The following is a 24646-nucleotide window of genomic DNA, read 5'->3' on the forward strand; positions in this document are numbered from 1 at the left end:
CCTTTTCAGAAATATCCCCTCATACTGTTTTCCCCTTGATACCAAAACGATATCAAGGGGAAAGAAGAGAGATTGAGTGAATCGGTTTTTATTATGACATTACCACCATTTGATCAAGTCGGTGACCTTGTTGCGAAGCTCGACAAATTCCGGAGAAACGACGTCACGCGGAAGCGGCAGCGGATTGTCCAGCACGGTTTTCACCGAGGTTGGCTTGTTGGTCAGCACCATAATCTTCTGGCTGAGGTATACGGCTTCCTCAATGTTGTGAGTGATAAACAGTACGGTCGTACCCGTCTTTTTCCACAGCTTGATTAGCTCGTCCTCCAGCTTGAAGCGCAGGTCTATATCCAACTGACCATACGGCTCATCCATCAGAAGCAGCTCCGGTTTGGTTGCAAATGCACGCGCGATAGCAACGCGCTGCAGCATACTGATGGAAAGCTGACTGGGATAGTAATTTCGGAATTTGGTCAAACCGACAATATCCAGCATTTCCTCTACATTGGCATCCGCCTCCGCCTTGGGCGTTTTCTTGATTTCCAGACCGAAGCGGATATTCTGCTCCACAGTCAGCCACGGGAAGGAGGAATACTCCTGAAAAATATAGGATATATTCTGCTTTTTCGGATTGACCGGAATGCCGTTTACCAGAATGTCGCCTGCCGTCGGCTCATACAGGCGGGTCAGACTATTCAGAAAAGTAGTTTTGCCGCAGCCGGTCGGACCAACGATGCACAGGAACTCGCCTTCCTCTACTTCAAAGTTCAAATTATCCAGCACCAGAAGGTCACCGAACCTTTTGGTCAGGTTCTGCACTTTTACCTTAGGCTCTTTGTTTGCCATTGTCCGGCACCTCCTTTACAGCGTATGATCTACTACCGAATCGATCTCGCGGCGCAGCCGCAGAAATTCCGGATCGGTGTAATTACGGGGACGCGGCAGATTGATCTCATACTCTGCCTTAACACCGGTTGGGCAGTTGCGCAGCACCAGAATGCGGTCTGCGAGGTACACTGCCTCCTCGATGTTGTTGGTTACAAAAATAACGGTGCGCTTTTCCGCCTGCCAGATGCGGGTCAGCTCATCCTGCATCAGATAGCGTGTCTGTGCATCCAGATGTCCGAACGGCTCATCGAGCAGCATCACGAGCGGCTCATTGCAGTACGCACGGGCAATGCCGACACGCTGCTGCATGCCGCCTGACAGCTTGACCGGGAACGAATTTTCAAATCCCTGCAGGCCGACCAGATCAATGTAATGCTGTGCCCTCTGGCGGCGTTCTTCCTTCTTGATACCGCGTACCTTAGGACCGTATTCCACGTTTCCCATAACGGTAAGCCACGGAAACAATGCCGTATTCTGAAAGACCATGCCGCGATCCGGACCGGGCCCGGTGATATCCTTGCCCATGCAGAGAACGTGCCCCGACGAGGGCATCTCAAAGCCTGCAATCAGGTTCAGGATGGTACTCTTACCGCACTGTCCGGGGCCGAACAGCACAAGGAACTCATTTTCGCGCACCTTAATATTCAAATCTCCAACGACCTGATAGCGGCCTTCCTCCGGTTTGTCGAAAAACTTATCCACACCACGGAACTCGATCAACGGCTCGCCAGCAGCCGTTACTTTCCTCTCACTGTCCATGCGCATAGCTTGGATTCAACTCCTCTCATGATGGTAGTGATGAGCAGACCGGTCAGGGCAATCGCCAGAATGCCTACCATGATCTGCGTCATATTGCCTACGTCCTGACCGCTTACGATCAGCCAGCCGACGCCTTCGGACGAGCGAATCATCTCTGCCGCTACAATGGTGGCCCATGCAGAGCCGAGTGCTACCTGCAGACCGGAGAAAATGTACGGAACCGTCGTTGGCAGTACAATAGAAGTGAACAGCTGGTTATCTTTCGCACCCAGCATACGCGCTGCACGAACCAGTGTTTCATCGACCGAATGCACGCCGTTGTAGGTAGTCAGTGCAATGGTAAAGAAGCATGCCAGAAAAATTAAGAAATACTTGGAACCTTCACCGAAGCCGAACCATACGATGGAAAGCGGAATCCATGCAATCGGCGGAATCGGGCGGAACATCTGAATGTACGGCATCAGAATAGAATCAGCAATCTTGTACCAACCCATCACGACACCGACCAGCACACCGAGCACGCCGCCGAACGCATACGGAATCAGCATGCGGCGCAGACTAATGAGGATGTGCATAATCATAGGATGCGTACCGATCGGTACAACAAATGCCTTGCAAAAGCCTGCAATAACCGTCACCGGATCGGGCATAACCTTGCCGAGTGAGGTAAACTTAGTCGCTGCGTACCAGATACACAGAAAAATGAAAATACCGAGCACGCCATAGGCGATACGCTTGTTGCGTTCTTTCATCCACGTCTACCTCCCTTGATGAGTTTTCTGCCGATAAACTGAATAATCGAGGACAGCACCGCACCGGTAATCGCAATGACGATCATACCGACGATGATGATATCCAAGCGAAAAATACCGCGTGCCTGCTGAATCATAAAGCCGAGACCCTTAGTGGAAGCCAGCAGCTCTGCTGCAACCAGCGTGGTCCATGCGGAGCCGAGAGCAACGTCCAGACCGGTGAAGATCATCGGCAGTGCAGACGGAATCGCTACTTTGGTCAGCAGCTCCCAGTTGCTTGCACCGAAGGTCTGACCGACCCACAGGTGCACGGTTTTTGTCTGCTTAATACCGGAATAACTGTTGATAACCATAGCGACCATCGCGGAAATAAAGATAACCAGCGCTTTGGACAGAAAACCGATGCCGACCAGCGTTACCATAACCGAAGTCCATGCAATGCCGGGAATGGTACGAACCAGATCGAATACCGGACGAACCAGCATATCCACCTTGTCGTTCCACGCCATGAAGATACCGAGCGGGATACCGATGATCGCACCAATTAAATAGCCGCCGAGTGCAACCTGAAGGCTGGCACCAAGATGCTGCAGCAGCGTTGCGCCGTCCGGCTTGGTCTCAAACCATTTTTTCACAAACGTAGAGGCAACCTTTACCGGAGAAGGCAGTGCATTCGATCGGAAAATACCCAGTCCGTCCGTTACCAGCCACCATACAAAAATGCCTGCGCAGATCGACGCAATACTGATGAACAGGTACTTATTGATCTGCAGTTTTTTCTTTTCTTGCATATGCTCCTCTCCTTTAACCGCCTTATTTTTACCTTATTCTGTAATTTTCGCCCATTTCAGGGTACAGAAAAGGAAGCCCATGGAGCATGGGCTCCCTTATCTGCCAGTATGTTATTTCAGGGTTGCTGCCTTTACGGTGATGCCGAGTGCATCCTGCAGCGGATTGACATTGATTGCTTCCTCAATATTGGCAACCTGATCCTCCTCAATCGTGCCGATGGAGGAGAAGAAATTGCCTACCTGCAGCAGACCGGAACCGAGATAATAATCCGAAGCCTCATAATCGGACGGAACAACGAACGGACGAATTTCGGTCTCGGTCTTAACGTCGTTTTCGTCAGCCGGCTTGCCGTTCTCCGAATAGAACTTGAGTGCAAACTCGTTGCGCAGATCCGGATCAGCCTGCAGTTCTTCAGCTGCCTTGCACATGCCCTGCATGAACAGCACCACATCATCGTAACGGTCTGCCAAAATGTCCTTGCGGGCCAGGAAACCGTTCTTGAACTCGGTGTCCGTTGCTTCCATGCAGTCTGCAACCTCTACCATGTTGTTCGATTCCATCATGTTGCAGTAGTCAACGTCGGTGGCAACAAATACGTCGCCTTCACCGGTCAGAATCGCCTGTGCGGCTGCTGCGCGATCCATGTTCAGATATTCGTAATCCGCACCTGCAGTCAGGCCAAACTGTGCAAAGTACGAGTTTGCAATCCACTGCTCCATCGTGGAGGTAGGACCGAGAACGGTCAGGCCCTTCAGGGTATCTGCGCTGCCGTACATATCCGGCTTGCCGGAAATCTCGCCCTTGTGATCGAGCACCGGACTGTCCTTGCGGACATAAACCTTTGCGGTGATCGAGCCGCTGTCCGACTCTGCGATCCAGTCGCACAGGCCGGAAGCCGTCGAGTAAACCGATGCCAGACCATTGGAAGCCACATCAAGCTGTTCTGCTGCCAGGCCCTCATTCTCCGGAGAGCCGTTCGGGAACATAATCAGGTTAACATCCAAACCCAGATCATCGAAATAACCCTTCTCCTCTGCATAAACTGTGGGAATAGAAATGATGTTGGACTGAACACCAACATTCAGGGTTTTGCCGGAAGCGGTAAACGTGCCGTCACCCGAGCCGCCGGGAGCGGAACCCGAGCCGCCGCCGGAGGAGGAACCGCCGCCGCACGCGGTCAGACCGGTCATTACAGTTGCTGCCAGAAGCATTGCGATCGCTCTTTTGTATCCGTGTTTCATTTTTTCAACCTCCCTTGATTTGAGTATAGTTTACCGTAAACCCTGCACAAAGTCTTTTTAATATTTGACTCGGTTTTTCACATTTATGACATTATCCGCTCTGCTTGTTCTTGCGCACATCATTCGGCTTGCAGCCGAACACCTTGTGGAAAACCGTCGAGAAGTAGCTCATGTTCGTGATACCGACACGAAGAGCCACCTCTGAAATGCGCAGACTGCTGTTTTCCAGCAAGCAGCGCGCCTGCTTCATGCGCACGCTCATCAAATACTCCGAAAAGTTAACGCCGACCTCCTTCTTGAACTGCCGAGACAGGTAATCGCGGTTGAGAAATACCACATCCGCAACCGTATTAAGTGAAAGATCCTCCGCATAATGCACATTGATGTGATCGAGTGCTTTTCGTATTGCAGCAGAATATCCTACGCCGTGCTTGCGCTGCAGTACGGCAATGCCTTCGCGAACTGCTTCACACAACGCCGCAAATGTGCAGAAGGAGGCAACTGCATCCGCTGTATGCTGCAGCTCCGGCTCTAGCTTGACAGCCAGACCGGAAAACAGCTGCTGCACGGTTTCGCGTAAAAAGCTGCTGCGTACTTTATATTTCTCTGCGCACTGCAGCAGACGCTCCAAATCGGCACAGCCGCCCTGAATATCTCCATCGGTCAGCTTAATCGTTGCACGCATGATACAGGTTTCCACTTCACTGACATGAATCTCATGCGGCAATTTCTGTGCTGACACCTGATAAAACCGTGAATCAAAGTCCCGCACGGCCTCTGCAAATGACTTTGGCAGATTAGTAAAATGATGATGTACGCCGCTGCATCCGATTCCGCCGTTCAGCCTCTCTGCACATTGATAGAAATATGCCGCCGCATCCTGCTCCTCCGCAAAGGCATTCCGCCTAATGTTGACAAGCAGGTACACCTCCTGCTCACTGTACGCATAAAACAGCGGATTTTCAAAATGCTCCTGCATGTTTTTCTGCATAATCTCCGCATTTTGACCTTGATTGAGAAAAAACACCGTCAGAAATGCGCGCTCGTTCAAATAAATGCTGTTTTCCTGCAGATCAACGGCACTGACCGGCGTCATGTCCTCGCTCTGCTCCACCATACTGCGCAGAAAGCGGCTGCGCCCGATCTGCTGTACCGCACTCTCAGAGATATGCTGCTGCCGGCTGCTCTGCAGCTTATCCAGAACCGCACGAATCTTATCCGCACTGACCTCAGTTTTTAGAATATAATCCTTAGCACCGTTCTGCATAGCCGCACGAGCATATTCAAAATCATCGTGGCAGGTCAGCATAATGACCGCCGTGCTCGGATACTGCCGCCGAAGCTCCTGCAGCAGTTCAATACCGTCCATTTTGGGCATGGTGATATCTGCAAATACCACATCGGCAGGGTTTGCCTTCATCTCCTGCAGCACCTTTGCACCTGAAGTCACCGCTGCGATGATTTCATTTTCGACGCCTGCACCGCGCACACACTGCACGATATACTGCTTGACCAGCGGTTCGTCGTCAACTACTATGATCTTCATTTATCTCGCCTCCCTGTTCCCGCTTCGGGATAGAACGGTAGTGATCCATCGTAATCGTTACTGTGGTGTATTTGCCCAACTCACTGCGAACCGTCACATCCGACCGACCGCCGTAGATAATCTGCAGACGCTTGCGCACATTGCGCAGACCGATGCCATGATGTAACCGCCCAGAGCGGTAATTTCCTGACTGTACCTGTTCTAACCGCTTCGGAGCAATACCTTCACCGTTGTCCGTTACCTCAATATACAGTGCATTACCGCGCAGACCTGCCCTCAAGCGAATTTCACAACCTTCCTCCATCTCAGCAAAGCCGTGAAAAAAGGCATTACCGATGATCGGCTGCACGATCATGCGCGGCACATAAATGCCGTACATCTTCTCCGGCACCTCGCAGATGAGAACCGTGTCCTTTTCCGTGCGGCAGTTCATGATGGACATATAATTGCGCATCAAATGCAGCTCCTCCTCCAGCGGCACGAACTGTATCTCCGGCGTTGCCGGAATATGCAGCAGCTCGACCAGTTCATTCATCATTCGGTAGGCGCGTTCCGGCTGGTGCATGGCGATCAGGCTCTTGACCGACAGCAGCGTGTTGTTAAGGAAATGCGGATTGATCTGCGCCTGTAGAAAATCGTACTCCGTGCGCTGTTTTTCCTGCTCTCGGATACGGATATCATCAATCAATTCTTCAATTCGATGTATCATGCCGTTGAAGGTGGTACTGAGCACATAGGTTTCTTCGTATTCGTCCTTGACCGGCAGTTCACTCAGCTTTTCAACCGACATATCTCCGATCTCATCCGTAAAGTCGGACAGCACCTGCGTAATGCGTCTGCCGCGCCAGTACGCAATGCTTGCTGCAACAATACAGCCGAGCAATACAATCGTCAGACAATTTCGCACGGTTTTCAGTCCGTCCCTCAGCAGCTCGTCCATATTCTGTTCTTCGACAAACGTCCAACCACTGGACGCATCATGGTAATTGGCAATCAGTATCTTCTGTTTGGAGCGCTGGATAATCTTATAGGTATTTCTGCCGTATTCCTCCTGAAATGTCTTCATATCGAATGCCCAGTTGCCAACACGGTTGGGATTGGTGTGTGAAATGATGATGCCGTTCCGGTCGAGAATGTACACCTTCACACCGTCGCTGACTAGCTTTTGAAATGTGCGGAACAGTGCTTCATACCGCGAGGTAAGTACAATCATTCCGACAACCTTACCATCCTGAGCATATACGGTCTTGCCGTACGCCAGACCATAAGTAGAAATATCATCCACATCCCAGAAGCGCAGATTCCAGCTGGTATCGGTCTCACCGCTGTAATGCTTGATGTACCAGTAGGTGTTTTTCAAACTTTTCAGATTGTTTTCATCCGGGTCAGTCGAAAACATACGGCGGTCGTTCATCAGAATATCGATTGTCATATCCATGCCGATCCGTTTGAACTGACGGTCGGTCTGCTCCAGCAGCATTTGGATGGCACTGCTGCTCTTTTCACTTTTCGGTGCCGTCAGATCATTGTAAAAATCCTCATACAGTGCATCCATCGCCTTCACCATGTTGGTGCGGTTGACCGAGTTGCTGTCGCTGATCTGCTGCAGTACATCTACGCGGGCCTTGCCTTTTTCGCCTACTACAAGCTGAAAGGTAAAATATCCAATCGCGCAGACCGCAATCGCTACCGAAATCAGCACGCACAGCAGACTGGTCGCTATCATGCTCTGCGACATTTTGCGGCGTTTGCTTCCGCAAAGCAGCATACGCCATACCCCATTTCTCTTTTCTCTCTGCAATGTGCTCGCTCCTCTGCCATATTCCTGCGCTGTCGAATTCTGTCGATTACACCGCTTCTTTTATGATACAGGAAATATGGCAAAAATGCACACCCTTATCCTTCCAGCAAGAATGTGCATTTCGACCAGTTTTATCAGATACCCAAACGTTCGTACTGCTCCGGCAGTGCGTCGTGTGCCGCCATGCAGCGTTTCATCTGCTCGATGCAGTGCCGCTCCAGTGCTTCATCGTGCAGCGGATGCTCCTGTGCATAATCCGATTCGATATCGAACAGCAGTGTTTCCTCGTTATACGGCGAACGACCGACAAACTGCTGCGAATCATTGCCCCAGTGAATAATATCCGCCGGGAAACGGTATACCGGATAGTCCGTCCAAGGCAGGAAGCGACCCATCTCAATCCGCTTGTAATCCTCGGTGTTTACAGCGTCGTTGCCGCCGTAGAACTGACGCAGAACGGTCGGCATAGCTGTGTAAACGTACAGCGGCTGGTTTTTCTCGTCCTTTGCGGCACGGAAATAGGTGTATTTGCCGTCCGTCCACGCCATCTGCTTGCCGAAATAGCCGAAGATCGCACCGTCACGAACCTTGTCGATCTCACCGCGCAGCAGCGGCAACAGGCTCTTGCCGTGGATTGGATACTGCAGCACCTCCTGCGAAATCTCGTAATACTCCATCACGGTCGGCAGAACATCAATGTTCTGCGTTACTGCACTGCATCGTCCCGGCTGTACACCGGGTGCCGAAATCATCAGCGGGATGTGGAAAACCTCGTTGTACGGCGCCATATAGTTTTTCGCCATGTAGCCGTGCTCGCCGAGATGATAGCCGTGGTCCGTGGTAAACACCAGCATAGTGTCCTCCCACATATTGTACTTATCCATCACATCGAGAATTTCACCGAGGTGACGGTCAGTCATGGTCATCACAGCCTTGCAGCGCCTACGCAGATGCTCAGTCTCCGCCTCATTAAACTCGTTTGGCGCATAGGACGGATGCGTGAAGTCCGGTCCGTCATAGTCGCCTTCCTTCTCGTACAAATCGAGATAATACTTCGGGCAGTCATACGGCTCATGCGGGTCAAACGCCTCTACCCACAGAAAATAGTTATCCGCGTCATGATTGTCCTCCAGCCATTCCGCTGCATGCCACATGGTCTTTACGCTCGGATAATCATACTCTGTGTGAAAGTGCGAACGGTTTTCATGTTCAGCTTCGGTCCACGAGCCTTTAAACCACTTCGGCGGCGTATCCGGACGAATACCGTCCTTACACGGACGCGTCCACACCGGATCACATTCCTGACCTCGGTTGACCTCCCATGCGGTAAACCCCTTGACATAATTTTCACCGCCGCAGATGATATAGTGCGCATGATCGGCAAACATCTGCGTATGCACATTCTTTTCATCAGAAAGAATGCTCTGCAGGCTCTGATCAAACGGCTCCATTGCTCCCCACGGTTTTTCAAGAAAGTTCAGCCGTCCGGTCATGATGTCGCGGCGTGCGGGCATGCACGGCGCAGAGCCGCACCAGTGGCTGTCAAACACGACAGATCGCCGCGCCAGCCGGTCAATATTCGGTGTGATGGCCGCGTCCTTGCCCGCCCCATACGCGGACAGCATGCGTCGATTGAGTGTATCGCACAGAATGAAGATGGTTTTCATGTTGTTCCTCCCTGTTATTCTTACGGCTGTTGCAAGCCGATTCTCGCATATTGCTCTGCCGGTGCATCGTTTTCCTGCATCAAACGACGCATTAAATCGATCATGTGCTGCTCCTGTATCAGATCCTTTATCGGGTGTTCTTGCTTAGGATCGGTCTGCAGATCGAACAGTGCATCTCGGTTTTCCTCCGGCGCAGTGGACATGCATGGATAAAAATCCTTTGGCATAGCAATTTTCAGCGTTCTGCACCCTTTGGTAAAGGAAAACGGCTCGTGCAGCGTTAGTTTCTGCAGTTCTTCCGGTGCATACATAGCTCGCTGATGCAGCGGCAGCAGCGTATAATCATAGAGCGCTGTGCCTGGTCGATCGGCCCGCATATATACCCATCGACCATCTGTCACGCAGACATGCGCGCCGAACATGCCAAACAGCGCAGCATCACGAACTGATATATCCTGCTGCAGAACGGTTTGCAGGTCGTGACCCTGCATATCCGGTGGAATAGGTACGCCAAAGTACGACAGCAGCGTTGGCGCAAGGTCGATAGTCTGCACCAGAGCTTTCCGGCGTTCTCCTGCTGCTCCGGTTCGCGGATCCCAAATGAACAGCGGTGTGTGCGACAGCTCCTCGTAAAACAACGGACGATTTTTCGCCCACCATCCATGCTCTCCCAGCAAAAAGCCGTGGTCGGTCGCTACGATGAGCATGGTGTCCTGCCACATCTGATGTACATCCATGTAATCGAGCAGTTTGCCCAAATATGCATCACACATCGTCAGCAGTGCACCGTACTGACTGCGGCAGTGCACCTGTGCAGCCAGAGGTTCCGTCATATGGTCATAAGGCGGCCAATCAAACCGCGTCCCATTATAGTCATCCGAATAGCGATTCTGATACTCTTCCGGCACAAAAAACGGCTCATGCGGGTCAAAGGGTTCGATATGCAGCAGCCAGTTATCCGCATCACGGTTTTCATTCAGGAATTCATGCGCCAGACCGAACACCTTTTCCAGCGGCTGCTTTCCCAGTCCGCGGATATAGGCACGATTGACTTCATCCTGTTTATTTGCCTGCCCCAAATGCGGCGGCAGTTCCACTGCACCGACATGAGCCTTCCACGGATCACCTTCCTGTCCTCGCACGCACTCCCATGAGTTGTAGCGCGTGTGATAGGTAGCACCGCCATCCTCCCAGTAGTGCTGATGATCCGAGATCAGATGCGTGTATACGCCGCTTTTCTTGAGCAGCTCCGGCATTGAGTCATCAAACGGCTCGATTGGTCCCCAGCTTCGGTGCAGAAAATTATACCGTCCGGTGTGCAGTTCCCGCCGAGCAGGCATGCACGGCAGTGAGCCGGCATAACAGCGGTCAAACATGACCGAATGCTTTGCCAGACGGCTGAAATTCGGCGTTTGCGTCCAGCCGCAGCCATACGGCTCCAGACAGTGCCGGTTCAGTGAATCAAAAAGCAGTAAAATTGCTCTCACCGATGCACTCTCCTTTCGTCCGAATACGATTTTCCCAGTGTATTGTTCTGTACGACTTGATTATAGCGTCTGGAGACAAAATCCGTCTTTTGATTATTTGAGGGATTTTTTCACTTTTTTGTGTTTCGATGAGTAAACAGATAAACGACTCTGTAAACACAAAAAGACAGCTTTCGCTGTCTTTTTGTGCAGTCTGTCGATAAAGTCAATCTATCGTTTTTACTTTTCGTGCGGCAGCACGCATAAAATAGAATTTGCACAGCAAATTCATAATTCCCGGGGGCGTGTACCTCGGGAATTATACAAGGGACGAAAAATTGTGCCCATAGGGCGCGGCTTTTCATCAAGATTCGATTGAAAGCGTGGTTTCAATCGAGAGGCTGCTCGAAAAACGGAGTTTTTCGAGCAGCCTCAACAAAAAGACAGCTTTCGCTGTCTTTTTGTTATTTCAGCATATCCCGCTTGATTTTCCCAATCCGCATATAATACCATACCAGATTGAGCGCCGCCGCGCACACCCATGCTGCGCCTTCCGCAAAAAATACGCCGCTCTGCCCGATGAAGGTCGGCAGCACGAGCGCCGCCCCCATGCGCATGAGCATTTCCGCAAAGCCGGAGAGTGTCGGCACAGTCATCTCGCCCAACCCCTGCAGTGAGGAGCGGTATGCCTGCAGCACGAACAGTGCAAACAAAAATGCCATCAGTGCCATGAGATACTGATAGGCCACCGCCAGCGCATCTGCCGCGCCCGCCTCCTCGGTCGAAAGGAACAGTCCCAGCAGCGGTTTGCCCGCAAGAAGCATAGCCGTCACGATGGCGGCTGTAAATCCGGCGGATAGGGCCAGCACCGCCCGAATGCCTGCATCAATGCGTGCCGCGTTTCGTGCACCGCGGTTCTGCCCCATGTAGGCTGTCATGGCATAGCCAAACGCCACCGATGCACTTTCGAGTATGCCGTACAGCTTGTTTGCCGCCGTGTAGCCCGCCACAAACACCACGCCGAAGCCGTTCAGCACGGACTGCAGCACCATGCCGCCCAGTGTGATCATGCTCATCTGCAGGCCGGTCGGAATGCCAAGGCGGCACAGGTGCAGCAGAATGGCAGGGTCGGTTTTCCAGTCAGCCTTTGTCAGCTGCACGAACGGCAGCCGCCGCAATGACCGCAGACACAGCAGAAACGCAATCAGCTGTGCCAGTACGGTTGCGAACGAAGCTCCGAAAATGCCCCAGCCAAAGCCCATCACGAACAGCAGGTCGAGCGCAATATTAGCAAAGCTCGCCGCGAGAATCGCGAGCAGCGGCGTTTTACTGTCACCCAGACAGCGCAGCACGGCCGCCGCCATATTGTACGCAATGATGATGAGCGAGCCGCCGAACTGCACATATAAGTACGTCTGCGCTCCACCGAACACCGCAGGATCGGTGTGCAGCAACGTAAGCAGCGGCCTTACCAGCAACAGGCTGATGATCGTCACCGCAATGCCGAACCAGCACGACAGCTTAACGATCATAGCCAGTACACGACGCAGCCGGTCGTATGCGCCCGCACCGAACTCCTGTGCCGCGAGAATCGCAAAGCCCTGCGTAAAGCCCTGCAGTCCCCATAAAACCAGCCAGTTGATCCAATCCGCCGCACCGATGGACGCCAGCGCCTGCATGCCGACACCGCGTCCGATGATGATCGTATCCACGATGGTATACAGCTGCTGAAACACGCTGCCCAGCATCAGCGGCAGCGAAAACAGCAGAATCAGCCGTATCGGACGGCCGTGTGTCATATCGGTAACGCGCACCATATCACACCTCCCTTGCGAAAAAATCATAAAACCCAAAGCGCAGAAGGAGACAGAACTGCACTTTGGGTTTCAAAACGACGGTACCGCAGAATGCTGTTGATTTACCGCACGGTGAGATAAAACGCAGTACCGCCGCTGCTATGGTCATCAATCAGAGGAAATCGCCGCACAGGCTGAGGGCCGCCTCATCCGCGATAACGATCGCGTCGTTGTGCAGCTGCAGAATCGATCCGGGCACTTTGGGCGTCACCGGACCGAAACAGGATTCACGGATAGCCCACGCCTTGTCCTCGCCGCTGGCAACGACCAGCACCTTTTTTGCGGTCATGATGGTGTGAATGCCCATCGAGTAGGCACGGCGCGGCACCTCGTCCTCGCTGGCGAAAAAGCGCTTGTTTGCCTCGATGGTGGACTCGGTCAGCTCCACGCAGTGTGTGCCCTTGGCAAAGCAGTCGTCCGGCTCGTTGAATCCGATATGGCCATTGCGGCCGATGCCGAGCAGCTGGATATCCACATCGCCCACACTGCGGAGCACCGCGTCATAGCGGGCGCACTCCTTTTTCTCGTCCGGCTCCATGCCGTTCGGCAGATTGATACGCGATGGGTCGATGTTCACATGGTCAAAAAAGTGGTCGTGCATGAAATAATGATAGCTCTGGTCGTTTTCCGGCTTCATGCCGTAGTATTCATCCAGATTGACCGTAGTCACATCCGCAAAATCCAGATCGCCCTTTTCGTACCACTTGACCAGCTGCTCATATGTGCCGATCGGCGACGAGCCGGTGGCAAGGCCGAGCACGGAATCCGGCTTGAGGATGACCTGCGCAGAAATGATATTTGCCGCCTTGCGGCTCATATCCTTGTAATCCTTTGCACGAATGATTCTCATAACAAAAAGCCTCCAAACGCTTATAAATCCTTATACTTTTCACGCAGCGCGAGCAGCTCGCTCTCCTGCACATACTCGGTCAGGCAGCCTACGCCGGTAACACTCTTGCCGCCTGTGATGTTGCCGAACCGCACACAATCCGCAAACGGATAGCCGTGGTACAGACCGTACATCAGTCCCGCAAGGAACGCATCGCCTGCACCGGTGGAATCCTTACAGGTGAATTCCGGAATATTGCGCAGCAGACGCGGCCTGCCGTCCTTGAGAATGAGACAGCCGTCCTTATCCAGCTTGACCAGCGGGTGCTCAAAATACTCAGCCAGTACGCGGAGCGCCTCCTCCGGCGTGTCCCTGCCGGTGATCTTGAGTGCTTCCTTGGTATTCGGCGTGTAGTAATCCGCCAGACGCAGATAATCACCGTACTTCTCAAAGCTCAGCTCATCATCCCAGCCCATGTCGAAAATCAGAATGGCTCCTTCCTCATGCAGCTTGCGATATACCGGCAAAAAGCCCTCCTGCATCTGCACCAGCTTAGCACCCTTAGACATGGTATATACCCGCTCGAGCAGCTCGTCCGTGATGGCGGTCGGCTTGCAGTAGGTCGCAAACGTACGGTCGCCGGGCGTGAGCATGGCACTGGTGACATTCACCGGAATACCGGTCTCGCCCTCCGCCGCCAGATTGTACGGAGAAACGCCGTTCTGCTCAAACTGCGCGCGGGCAAAGCCGGAAAACAGATCGCTGCCGAGATAGGTCGCCAGACGGGTCGGAATGCCCAGCCGGGCGGCGTTTACTGCCGTACCCGGTGCACCGCCGCCGAGCAGCACGCGGAAATCCTGCGAAAAGATCTCCTCGCCCTCCTGCGGCACGCGCGGCATGCCGACATACATCAAATCCACATTGGTCACACCGACCGAAGCGAGAAACGACATGCGTCAGTCCCTCCAGTCCCCGATATACGGCGCGTTGAGCTTGATATACTCGTCGGTCAGCTTGCTTGCCAGCGAGTACGAGCCGACCAGCGGGTGCATGGTCAGACACTCGGTGATATCCTTCCTGGAGCGGTTGACGATACCGCGTGCCGCCAGACGCTCGTAATATTTTACGCGGCGGATCATTTCCAGATTGCTCTCCGGAATATTGGTGATATGGTGCGGCTTGCAGCCCTCACGGGAGATATCGCAGGTGACCTCAATAATATCGGTCGGCTCGAGGCCCTCGATGGCATTGCCGTTCGGCGCGCACAGGATCATCGTGCCCATGCCGCCGGAGGCTGCAATCTCGATGAACTTGAGCGCAACGCCTGCGTAGCCGCCCGCGTCCTTGGAATACACATCAAACGTCCACGGCTTGTCGCGGTGAACACCGGTCTCATTTGCCATATAGTTGTTCTCTCGGATGCCGTACCACTTTTCAAAGCACTTGAGACCTGCCTCAAAGTCGTTCTCGATGTCGATCTTGGACAGCTCCTCGGTCATGTGGCGGTTGATGTCGCAGATCATCTCGCCGCGCGTCTGCTTGGCGTTCAGAATGTTGGCAACCGCCTTTTCACGGTAGTAGAAGTAGTACAGATATTCATTCAGCACACAGCCGCGGTCCTCGAGCAAACGCTTCTCGAAAAAGCGCATATCGGTCTTGGCGTAAGCCTCGTCATTGGCGATCAGCTCGGGCATAATCTCCTTTCCGTCCACCTTGATGCTCTGGAAGTAGGACAGATGATTCAAACCGTAGCACTCGCCGTAAATGCGGGACGCATCCACGCCGTACAGGTCGGCAAACTGGTGCAGCATGCCGCTCGGTGCGTCGCAGATACCGTAGGTGAAGTCGTAGCCCATATCGCGCAGCGCCTGTGAAACCACGCCCGCCGGATTGGTAAAGTTGAACACCTTGACGCCCGGCTTTGCCAGCTTTTTGATCAGCTCGCAGTACTCAGCCAGCGCCGGAATCGAGCGCATGGCGAACGAAACGCCGGCCGCACCTGTGGTCTCCTGACCGAGAATACCCAGATCCAGCGCCAGCCGTTCATCGCGCACGCGGGTCGCGTCGCCGCCGACACGGATGGTCGTGATGACGTAATCCGCATCGGTTACCGCCTCCTCCGCACTGGAGGTCAGCGTGAACTTCATGGTCGGGCACAGCATGCGCGCAACGTGCGCCGCCAGACCGCCGTAGATGCGGAGCTTTTCCGGATCGTTATCCATAAATACCAGCTCGTCGATGTGCAGCTCCTCCGCACGCTGCGCAATGCTCTTTGCGAGGAACATGGAGCGTACACCGCCGCCGCCGATTACCGTTAATTTCATAAAAAGATACCTCCTGTTATCGAATCAGATACCGTTTGCAGCTGGACCAGCCGATCATGCCCGAGGCAAATCCGGACAAACCGCACGGGAACAGCAGCACATACGGCAGAGAAAGCGGGAAAAACAGCACTGCCGGAATCAGCAGCAGCGCATTTACGCCCAACCCCAGCACAGTCATGCCGGGACGGAGCAGACACAGCAACCACGCATTTTTCGCCGCCGCTGCAAACGAGATGTCCACCGCTGCCTGCACCGCCCAGAAATTCTGAAAAAACGCAGCTGTGACGCAGAGCAGCAGCATACCTATCAAGGCCGGGAAAAATCCGTCCGCCGTTACCAGCATCACGCCCATCCACAGCAGCGCAAGCTCGACCAGTCCGCACAGAAGATTACGCACCGTATCCTGCCGCAGTGCCGCAAGAAAGTCGGTCCACACATCATTGGGCACATCACGCGCCATATTGACCGTGCAGCGCGCCATGGCGGCTCGAGCCGCACCGAAGGTCACGACCGGCAGACAGCACAGCAGAAACAATACATTCAGCTTGACGATCTGCCAGAACTCCCGCGCAAGGGTCTCTCCGACCCATGCAGCGCCGGTCTTTTCCGGTGCATCCTTGGCAATGCCCGGACCTTCCTTCAAATAGGATGGACGAAACACAGATTTTCCTCCTGTCAGAACGCGATCGCGCGTTCGGTCTGCTTATCGAACAAATGGATGCGGCTCATATCCACAGCCGCGGTGATGGTGTCGCCCGCATGAATCGGCTCACCGGACGGCGTACGCACGGTCACGGACGTACCGTCACAGGTGCAGTGCGCGTAAATCTCCGCGCCCATCAGCTCAGCGATGTCCACATGCATGGTGAGGGTATAGTCCTTGTTCGCGGTGAACTTTTCACCCGAGGTGTGCAGATTCTCCGGACGGATGCCGAACACGACCGTCTTTCCGACGTACTCACTCAGCGCATCGCTGCCCGCAAAGTGCAGGCTCTGGTCCGCGAAGGTCAGCTTGTAGCCGTCCGCATCGCGTCCCAGTTCGGCGTCCATGAAGTTCATCTGCGGCGAACCAATGAAGCCCGCAACGAACAGATTGCACGGATGGTCATACAGCGTCTGCGGTGTGTCCGCCTGCTGAATCTCGCCGCCCTTCATAACAACAATACGGTCGCCCATGGTCATGGCCTCGGTCTGGTCATGCGTGACGTAAACAAAGGTCGTATCCAGCTTCTGATGCAGCTTGATGATCTCGGTGCGCATCTGGGTGCGCAGCTTGGCATCCAGATTGGACAGCGGCTCATCGAGCAGGAATACCGCCGGGTCGCGCACCATCGCACGTCCGAGCGCGACACGCTGCCGCTGGCCGCCGGAAAGCTGCTTGGGCTTGCGGTTGAGCAGATGCTCGATGTCCAGCACCTTAGCCGCCTCGTGCACCTTGCGGTCGATCTCGTCCTTGGGCGTTTTGCGCAGCTTGAGTGCGAACGCCATGTTCTTGTAAACCGTCATATGCGGATAGAGCGCGTAGTTCTGGAAAACCATCGCGATATCGCGGTCCTTCGGCGCTACATCGTTCACCTTGCGGTCGCCGATGTACATTTCGCCGTCCGAAATCTCCTCCAGACCCGCGATCATGCGCAGTGTAGTGGATTTGCCGCAGCCGGACGGTCCGACCAGTACGACGAACTCCTTATCCTTGATCTGCAGGTTCAGGTCGGAGATAACCTCGATATCACCGGGGTACACCTTCTTGATGTGATTCAAACTAATGCTTGCCATGTAATTTCACCTCGTTTATTCTTTGACCGAACCCGCGGTCAGGCTGGAAACGACCTGCTCCTGGAAGATCGCAAATACGATGATCGAAGGAATGACCGCAATGGTAACTGCGGCAAACAGCGCCGTGTAGTTAAAGCTGAACTGGCTGGTAAAGTAGCTGAGCGACAGCGGCAGCGTGCGAGCACTCTCGCTGCTGGTCAGAATCAGGGAGAACGTAAATTCGTTCCATGTATTGAGGAAGCACAGCACAGCTGCGCTCGTAAGACCGCCCTTGGCGCACGGCATCATGATCTGGAAGAACGTGCGCAGGAAGCCCGCACCGTCAATGTAGGCGGCCTCTTCGATCGCCTTGGGAATGGACTGGAATGCGCCGCGCAGGATGAGCAGGCTCATCGGCATATTCAGTGCGGTGTTGACCAGAATCAGACCCGCCTTGGTATCGTACAGGCCCAGATTGTTGACCACGCTGTACACCGGCTGCAGCAGTGCCGTCATCGGGATGACGAGCGACAGGCTGAGCAGCATGTACAGCAGCTTATCGCACGGAAAGCGGAAGCGCGCAAACGCGTAGCCTGCCATAGCGAAGACGAGCACATTGAGTACAGTCGCACAGCAGGTGACGATCACGCTGTTGCCGAAGAACTTGAAGATCGGCGCCATATCCAGTGCGGACTGATAGCCGTCAAACCCGAAGTGCGTCGGCAGCGAAATGCCGTTCGACAGGATCTCCGCATTCGTCTTGAACGAGGACAGGATGACCCAGATGATCGGGAACAGCGCAACAACCACACACAGCGCCATAAACAGATATTTGAGCACAAAGCACAGGCGTTCTCTGCCGGTCATTGCACCGAAGCTGGTTTTCATTTGTCGAACGCCTCCTTAGTAGTCTTCTTCGTTGACGCGCATCGCTTTGTTGATGAGCGTCATGCAAACGACACCCGCGATGACGATGCAAACGCCGATTGCATTCGAGTAGCCGTAGTTGTTTTCGTTCTTGTACACGCTGTACAGCATGAGCGGCAGGTTCATGGTAGCCGAGCCGGGGCCGCCCTTGGTGGTGATGTAGATCAGGTCGAACATCTGCAGCATATAGGTTGCCGCCATGACCATGGTCGTGCCGATGATCTTGCGCAGCAGCGGCAGCACAACGAACATATCGGTCTGGAACGAGGTCGCACCGTCCACACGGGCCGCTTCGAGCACCGAATCGTCAATGGTCAGCGCCTCAGCGAGCACGAGCGTCGTGGTGTAGCCCGCAAACAGCAGCCACGTCATGGTGACGGACGGGAACGCCGTTGTGGTATTCATCAGCCAGTTATTCGTCAGGTTTTCCAGACCAACAGCCTTGAGGATGGAATTGACCACGCCGTACTGCGGGTTGAAAATATTGAGAAAGATCATGCCCATTGCGGCGTTGGAGATGATATTCGGGATCATATATGCCGTACGGACAAATTTCCAGCCGCGCGGCTTTTTGTACAGCACGAGCGCCAGGATAACGCCGATGGAGACATGAATAATACAGTGGATCAGAATCCAGACGACCGTGTGTCCGCACGCCTGCCGGAAGGTCGCATCGCTGAACAGCTGTGTATAGTTCTGCAGACCGATGAATGTCATCGAGTCGCCCGTCAGCCGGTAATCAAACAGCGAGGAAACAAACACGATCACCAACGGAACAGCATAGATCAGCAGGAACAATGCGACAGCCGGGAGCAGGAACACCGGCAGCCAGCCCTTTTTACGTTTCATAAAGCGGTTTCCTTTCTTGTTGAGGAGAAAAACAGGGACCCGTTTTTTGACGGGTCCCTGCGGTAAACAGTTTACTGGTTCTTCGCTGCAGCGTCCGTCAGCGTCTGGCAGAAGCCCTTTGCGTCCAGCTCACCCGAAGCGAGCAGCGGGAGCTGCTGGCTCATAACGTCGAGCAGGTTGGCGTACATCGTAGCCTGCAGAGTATCCGAGCGCTTTTCACCCTCAGTGGTTGCAAGGTCAAGGAACTCAGCAAGCAGCGGATACTTGTCCTTTGCGGTGTCGGTCAGCTCTACCGTGTTGGAGGCCGGAACCATGCCCTGCATCTCCATTGCGGTCTGCTGTGCCTCAGCCGAGGTAAAGAACTTGACCATCTCAATGGCAGCCTCTTCTACCTTTGGGTCGTCCTGCTTGGTAACGATGTAGCCCTGAATCGGTGCATCGTATACGAAGTTGCCCGGGAACAGCGCTACGCCGACCTTATCAGCGAAGCCTTCCTCTGTCATGGAGGTATCAGAGAAATCACCGATCATCCACGGGCCGTTTGCCAGCATTGCGGTCTGGCCGGACAGGAAGTTGTTTGCAGCATTCTCATACTTGCCGCCGATTGCATCCTGCGTGGTGTAGTTCTGGTACATCTTCTGGATCTTCTCGGCTGCTGCGATCATTTCCGGCGTGTTGTAGTCGGTCGGGTTCATGGTATTCATGAACTCCAGGCCTGCGTCCGACTCGGTGCCTACCATAGCGCCCATCCACAGCTGGGTTACCCACGCAGAATCTGCGGTATCCATGGACAGCGGGGTGACGCCGGCTGCCTTCAGCTTGTCGCACTGCTGGAAGAACTCGTCCCAGGTCTTAGCCGGCTCGGTGATACCTGCCTGCTTAAACAGGTCCTTGTTGTAGAAGTAACCGATAACCTGACCTTCCATCGAGGAAGCGTAAATCTTGCCGTCGCGGCTGTTGGTAGCCAGCGCGGTATCCGAATACAGTGCCTTCCAGTCTGCATCAGAATTTACCGCATCGGTCAGATCAACTGCCAGATCCTTGGCAACGACCATATCAAGCAGATTGTAGCCGCCGCCGTAAATAACCGGCGGGAGATCGCCCGTGCCAAGCTGTACCTTGATCTTGTCGATGTAGTTCTGGTCGCCCGGAACGTCTTCCTTCTTGATCTCGTACTTGCCTGCGTACTTCTCATTGAATTCCTTAATCAGTTCATCGCATACCGGAGCGGACGTATTCGTGCCGCACTGGAACGTCGGATAGTTGATGGTGATCACACCGGAGCTGTCACCGCTCTGTGCAGAATCATCCTTCTTGCCGCCGCAGCCGGTCAGTGCACCGGTCAGCAGCGCACCTGCCATCAGCAGGGAGAGGATACGCTTTGTTTTCATGTGGGGTTCCTCCTCTTTCTCTCCTTACGGCATTTGTCTCATTCAAATACCGCTCTGTGTTTTGTTGTATTTATTATACCCGAGGAACAGTCTGCCCTCAATGCAGTAAACCGGTCAAAACATATGACGATTTTGCTTTTCGTTCACACGCTCTGCACTCCTCTTTGAAAACATAGGATTATTTTGCGCCAAAACAGGATATTTTTTTCTAATGTCGCTTCTCCCCCTCCGGATGGTACACAAAGCGGTCGAATTGTGGTATATTTAGGGTAACTCCGCAGCTCCATTGTATGGTGCTGCCCTTGTATGGTTCGCAGAATCTCTCGTGAGGTGTATTGTATGGCAAAACGCAAGATCTCTCTTATCGGGCTGGTCGTTGTGATGATATGTGTTCTGGTATTCGCACCTGTTGTCACCGCCGGCATCTATTTTATCCATACCGTATCCGGTCAGCTGCAGCATACCGCCAGTGAGACGGTTTCCATGTATCTGAACGAATTCACCGACCGCACCGACCGCATGATGGAGACCCTGCGGGATGGTGTGTACTACCTGACCTCGGACAGCGCCGCCCAGCAGATGATGAGCAGCAGCGAGCCGCTCACCCAGATCCAGATTCTCCGACTGGAGCAGAATTTCAGCCGCGCATTCTCGCTCGGCGATTCGCTCAACCCCGATGTGGTCAGCGCCATCTACCTGATCAAAAACGACCAATATGTGCCGGTCTACGGCGGCAACTACTATTTGAATACCTCGTGGCGCGTCCGGCAGATGTACCAGACGCACGAGGACTGCAACTCCGCACGCACGCTGTACACGCACTATACCATCGTTGGATACGCATATATGATCGTCGATTTTGTTGACCTCAACACCATGCAGCCGCTTGGCAAAATCATTGTCGAACTGAACATCAACAAGCTGCTCTCCACTCTGTCGCTGAACCAGCTTTACCCTTCCACTGTCGTCATTTTCAGCGGTGATCAGGGCAAACGCATCGGCTCTCTGCAGACCGACCTGTTCCGCGAGAACGAGGATATGAATAAGTGGTATCATGCGTCCAGCTCACTCCGCAAAAGCCGTGAGCGCGTGGACATCTATATTCCAAACGCCGAAATCCTCGCCGGTGTGCGCCAGAGTACGCGTGTGTATTTTCTCGTCTGTGCTGCCATCCTGATCCTGGCTCTGCTGCTGGCTGCCACCTGTCTCATCCTGCTGCTGCGTCCTCTGCGACAGATGCTGCACACCATCGGCAGTATCGGCAGCGGTGATTTTTCCGTGCGCATGGATGAAACGCCCTACACCGAAACGACCGCTATCTCACATGCCTTCAACGACATGGCCGACCGGCTGGACACCCTGTTTCAGGAGGTCTATCAGCGCGGTCTGCTGCTGCGTGACGCAGAGATTCATCAGCTGGAGAGCCAGATTCAGCCGCACTTCATCTTTAATATTCTTGAACTGATCAATGTCCGCTGCATGGTAGCCGGTCAGCCCGCCATCTGCACCACGGTGCAGAATCTGGCACAGCTGCTGCGGGCAAGCGTTGTTAACCACGGCAAGCAGATTATCACCCTGCAGGAGGAACTGGATTCTGTAAAATACTATCTCGCCCTGCAAAAGGAACGCTTTGAGGAAAAGCTGCAGTACACCGTCGATGTGGAGGACGACAAGCTGCTCGGCTGCTACCTGCCTAAGCTGACCATTCAGCCTCTGGTAGAAAACAGTATCGTACACGGACTCGAGCCTAAGCGTCACGGCGGCTGGGTGCGCGTCAGCATCTGGGAGGAGGAGGACGCCGTGTACATCCGCGTGCACGATGACGGCGTAGGCTTTGACCCGTCCGCCATCCCCCAGCCCGGCAGCGATGACAAGCACCACACACATGTTGCACTGCACAACATCGAGCGCCGTTTTCAGCTGCTGTACGGCGAGCCCTACGGCATGTCGATCAAATCCGAACCCGGACACGGCACGAGCATCGTGCTGACGCTCCCCATCATCACTGCACCGCCCGAAAAGGAGAAAGACCTATGCTGAAAGTTATGATCGTTGACAATGAATCCGCCATCCGCAAGGGTCTGGTACACTGCATCCACTGGGGCGACCTCGGCTGTGAGATTGCCGCACAGGCAGACGACGGCATGATGGCGCTCGAGCAGATTCCGGTCATTCAGCCGAATATCGTTATCAGCGATATCCGCATGCCCGGTATGGACGGTCTTGAGCTTGCCGAGATCATCGCCCGTGACTATCCCGGCATCAAAGTAATCATCTTGACCGGCTATCCGGATTTTGCCTACGCGCAGCGTGCCATCCAGTATCATGTGGTTGATTTTGTACTCAAGCCGATGACGGTAGAAAACCTGACCAATGCCATCGAAAAGGCCAAGGCCGCCATAGCGGAAGACCGCAGCAGTCAGGACCTGCAGGAGAAGCTCTCCACGACCTCGGCGCGCAACATGGAGCTGCAGCAGAGCATGCTGCTGCATGACCTCATCCACCGTGTTGCATGCTCGCAGCTGTATGTGCTCAACCGCCTGGCTCAGCTGAAAATGGACCTGCACAGCTATTTTGTACTCAAGCTGCATATTACCTCGCTGTCCGAGGAAGCGCTGACCGAGGAAGAATACAACGAGTATCTCAATCAGTCGCAGGAGATTCTGTCCGACTGTCTATCCTCCTACCAGCATTACTACATTGCCCGCGGCACGCAGGACTGCTTTGTGGTCATCTGTGCCGCCGGTGAAGCACCCATCACCGCACTGTGCAAGGAAGCAGTCAATATTGTCGGAAGTCTGGCTCATTTTCTGCTGTTCATTGGCATTTCCAACTGCAATGACAATCCCATCAATCTTGCCGATGCCGCCGATGAAGCCGCGCAGGCGGTGCGCTTCACCGTCTTCACGCCCGACCATCCGGTGACGCACTTCGCTGAGCTCAGCTCGTTCCCGCAGCAGCTGACTGACGAAATCTTTGAAATGCTCTCTGCCCTTAAATCTGCGATGGAGCTGCGTAATCCCGCCGACACAGAGCAGCTGCTCGACTGCATTTTCGCCTATGCGGACAGCAGCAAGCTGCCGCCGGATACCGTGCGCAATATCTGCGTATATATTCACCAGTTCGGCATGGAGCTGCAGTTTCCCGGAATGGCCGGACATTCGCTCGAGGGCGGCAGCATTTCCTCGCTCAAGCGCATTATGGAGACCAACTCCATCGCTGAGATGGAATCCTGCACCCGCGCACTCGTGCAGCAAACGCAGGACATGGCGCAGAGCAGCGCCGCCAGCGCAGATCATATCGTTTCCTCGGTACAGACCTACATCAGCGCACACTATGGCGAGCAGCTTTCGCTCGACCAGCTCGCCCAGCAGTTCTATCTCAGCTCAAGCTATCTCTCGCGCCTGTTTAAGCGCGAGACCGGCACAACGCTGACGACTTATCTGCAGAACGTGCGCATCGAAGCCGCAAAAAATCTGCTGCGCACTACGGCACTCAAAAGCTATGAAGTTGCCGAGCGGGTCGGCATTAACGATCCTGTGTATTTCTCACGCATATTTAAGAAGATCACCGGTCTCAAACCGAAGGATTACCGTCACAGCGTGCAGAACGAATCATCTGTATAAACGAAAAGAAGCGAAAAAAGCTCCGGCACGCATCCCATCGGAACCTTTCCGCAATTCTCAAAATTGTCTGCGCAAGCAAATCGGTTGCATTTTCCGCACCTTTACTATATAATATAGTTAAATATTTTTAATTATCAGCAAAATTCATGGCAATACCGCATGATCGAACAAGAGCGG

General features: G+C 53.9%; 20 protein-coding genes. 2 read left to right on the forward strand and 18 right to left on the reverse strand.

The annotated features are described in order from the left end of the window. Nucleotides 1–99: 99 nt before the first annotated feature. The 18 genes from PGY33_RS01080 to PGY33_RS01165 form a co-directional block, all read right to left on the reverse strand. Nucleotides 100–846, reverse strand: a complete 747-nt coding sequence (locus PGY33_RS01080; protein ID WP_118479092.1) for an ABC transporter ATP-binding protein — start codon at nt 844–846, stop codon at nt 100–102. Nucleotides 847–861: 15 nt separating this feature from the next. Then, nucleotides 862–1653 (reverse strand): ABC transporter ATP-binding protein, encoded by a 792-nt coding sequence (locus PGY33_RS01085; RefSeq protein ID WP_382728777.1) that lies wholly within the window; start codon nt 1651–1653, stop codon nt 862–864. Beyond that, a complete protein-coding gene (locus tag PGY33_RS01090; RefSeq protein ID WP_270476967.1) occupies nt 1626–2399 on the reverse strand; it encodes an ABC transporter permease in 774 nt (257 codons plus the stop codon). Before PGY33_RS01090 ends, PGY33_RS01085 begins: the two co-directional genes overlap by 28 nt. Next, complete coding sequence (locus PGY33_RS01095) at nt 2396–3190, reverse strand: ABC transporter permease (RefSeq protein ID WP_117489590.1); 795 nt, start codon at nt 3188–3190, stop codon at nt 2396–2398. The genes PGY33_RS01090 and PGY33_RS01095 overlap by 4 nt, the downstream gene beginning before the upstream one ends. A 111-nt stretch (nt 3191–3301) precedes the next feature. Beyond that, nucleotides 3302–4432, reverse strand: coding sequence for an ABC transporter substrate-binding protein (locus PGY33_RS01100; RefSeq protein ID WP_270476968.1), 1131 nt, complete (start codon nt 4430–4432; stop codon nt 3302–3304). Nucleotides 4433–4523: 91 nt separating this feature from the next. After that, the gene (locus PGY33_RS01105) at nt 4524–5978 is read right to left on the reverse strand and encodes a response regulator transcription factor (protein ID WP_270476970.1); all 1455 of its coding nucleotides are present in this window, start codon (nt 5976–5978) and stop codon (nt 4524–4526) included. Continuing rightward, nucleotides 5959–7746, reverse strand: coding sequence for a sensor histidine kinase (locus tag PGY33_RS01110; protein ID WP_270476972.1), 1788 nt, complete (start codon nt 7744–7746; stop codon nt 5959–5961). The genes PGY33_RS01105 and PGY33_RS01110 overlap by 20 nt, the downstream gene beginning before the upstream one ends. 167 nt (nt 7747–7913) lie before the next feature. Continuing rightward, nucleotides 7914–9446: a sulfatase gene (locus PGY33_RS01115; RefSeq protein WP_118479084.1), complete on the reverse strand. Its 1533-nt coding sequence runs from the start codon at nt 9444–9446 to the stop codon at nt 7914–7916. 20 nt (nt 9447–9466) lie between these two features. Then, on the reverse strand, nt 9467–10933 hold the full coding sequence (locus PGY33_RS01120) for a sulfatase (protein WP_118479082.1): 1467 nt from the start codon (nt 10931–10933) through the stop codon (nt 9467–9469). A gap of 443 nt (nt 10934–11376) precedes the next feature. Beyond that, nucleotides 11377–12729 carry an MATE family efflux transporter gene (locus PGY33_RS01125; RefSeq protein WP_158575084.1) on the reverse strand — a complete coding sequence of 451 codons (1353 nt, stop codon included), beginning with the start codon at nt 12727–12729 and terminating at the stop codon, nt 11377–11379. 151 nt (nt 12730–12880) lie between these two features. Further along, nucleotides 12881–13618: a glucosamine-6-phosphate deaminase gene (gene nagB / locus PGY33_RS01130; RefSeq protein WP_118284876.1), complete on the reverse strand. Its 738-nt coding sequence runs from the start codon at nt 13616–13618 to the stop codon at nt 12881–12883. A gap of 20 nt (nt 13619–13638) precedes the next feature. Further along, the gene (locus PGY33_RS01135) at nt 13639–14550 is read right to left on the reverse strand and encodes a carbohydrate kinase family protein (RefSeq protein WP_118479078.1); all 912 of its coding nucleotides are present in this window, start codon (nt 14548–14550) and stop codon (nt 13639–13641) included. A gap of 3 nt (nt 14551–14553) precedes the next feature. Then, entirely contained in the window at nt 14554–15921 is a 1368-nt protein-coding gene (locus PGY33_RS01140) for a family 4 glycosyl hydrolase (protein WP_118761374.1), read from the reverse strand. A gap of 16 nt (nt 15922–15937) precedes the next feature. Continuing rightward, complete coding sequence (locus PGY33_RS01145) at nt 15938–16582, reverse strand: DUF624 domain-containing protein (RefSeq protein WP_270476974.1); 645 nt, start codon at nt 16580–16582, stop codon at nt 15938–15940. A gap of 14 nt (nt 16583–16596) precedes the next feature. Then, nucleotides 16597–17697 (reverse strand): ABC transporter ATP-binding protein, encoded by a 1101-nt coding sequence (locus tag PGY33_RS01150; protein ID WP_117751199.1) that lies wholly within the window; start codon nt 17695–17697, stop codon nt 16597–16599. 15 nt (nt 17698–17712) lie between these two features. Then, entirely contained in the window at nt 17713–18564 is an 852-nt protein-coding gene (locus PGY33_RS01155) for a carbohydrate ABC transporter permease (RefSeq protein WP_117751200.1), read from the reverse strand. A 15-nt stretch (nt 18565–18579) separates the two neighbouring features. Beyond that, nucleotides 18580–19452 carry a carbohydrate ABC transporter permease gene (locus tag PGY33_RS01160; protein ID WP_118479070.1) on the reverse strand — a complete coding sequence of 291 codons (873 nt, stop codon included), beginning with the start codon at nt 19450–19452 and terminating at the stop codon, nt 18580–18582. A 71-nt stretch (nt 19453–19523) separates the two neighbouring features. Beyond that, on the reverse strand, nt 19524–20843 hold the full coding sequence (locus tag PGY33_RS01165; protein ID WP_270476975.1) for an ABC transporter substrate-binding protein: 1320 nt from the start codon (nt 20841–20843) through the stop codon (nt 19524–19526). 339 nt (nt 20844–21182) lie between these two features. Between PGY33_RS01165 and PGY33_RS01170 the strand changes: the two genes are divergently transcribed. Then, nucleotides 21183–22883, forward strand: coding sequence for a sensor histidine kinase (locus PGY33_RS01170; RefSeq protein WP_158579351.1), 1701 nt, complete (start codon nt 21183–21185; stop codon nt 22881–22883). Beyond that, nucleotides 22877–24469: a response regulator gene (locus PGY33_RS01175; RefSeq protein WP_270476977.1), complete on the forward strand. Its 1593-nt coding sequence runs from the start codon at nt 22877–22879 to the stop codon at nt 24467–24469. Before PGY33_RS01170 ends, PGY33_RS01175 begins: the two co-directional genes overlap by 7 nt. Nucleotides 24470–24646 lie beyond the last annotated feature (177 nt).

It is taken from the genome of Butyricicoccus sp. AF18-9LB, from assembly GCF_027684505.1.
GTDB classification, from domain to species: Bacteria; Bacillota; Clostridia; order Oscillospirales; family Butyricicoccaceae; genus Agathobaculum; species Agathobaculum butyriciproducens.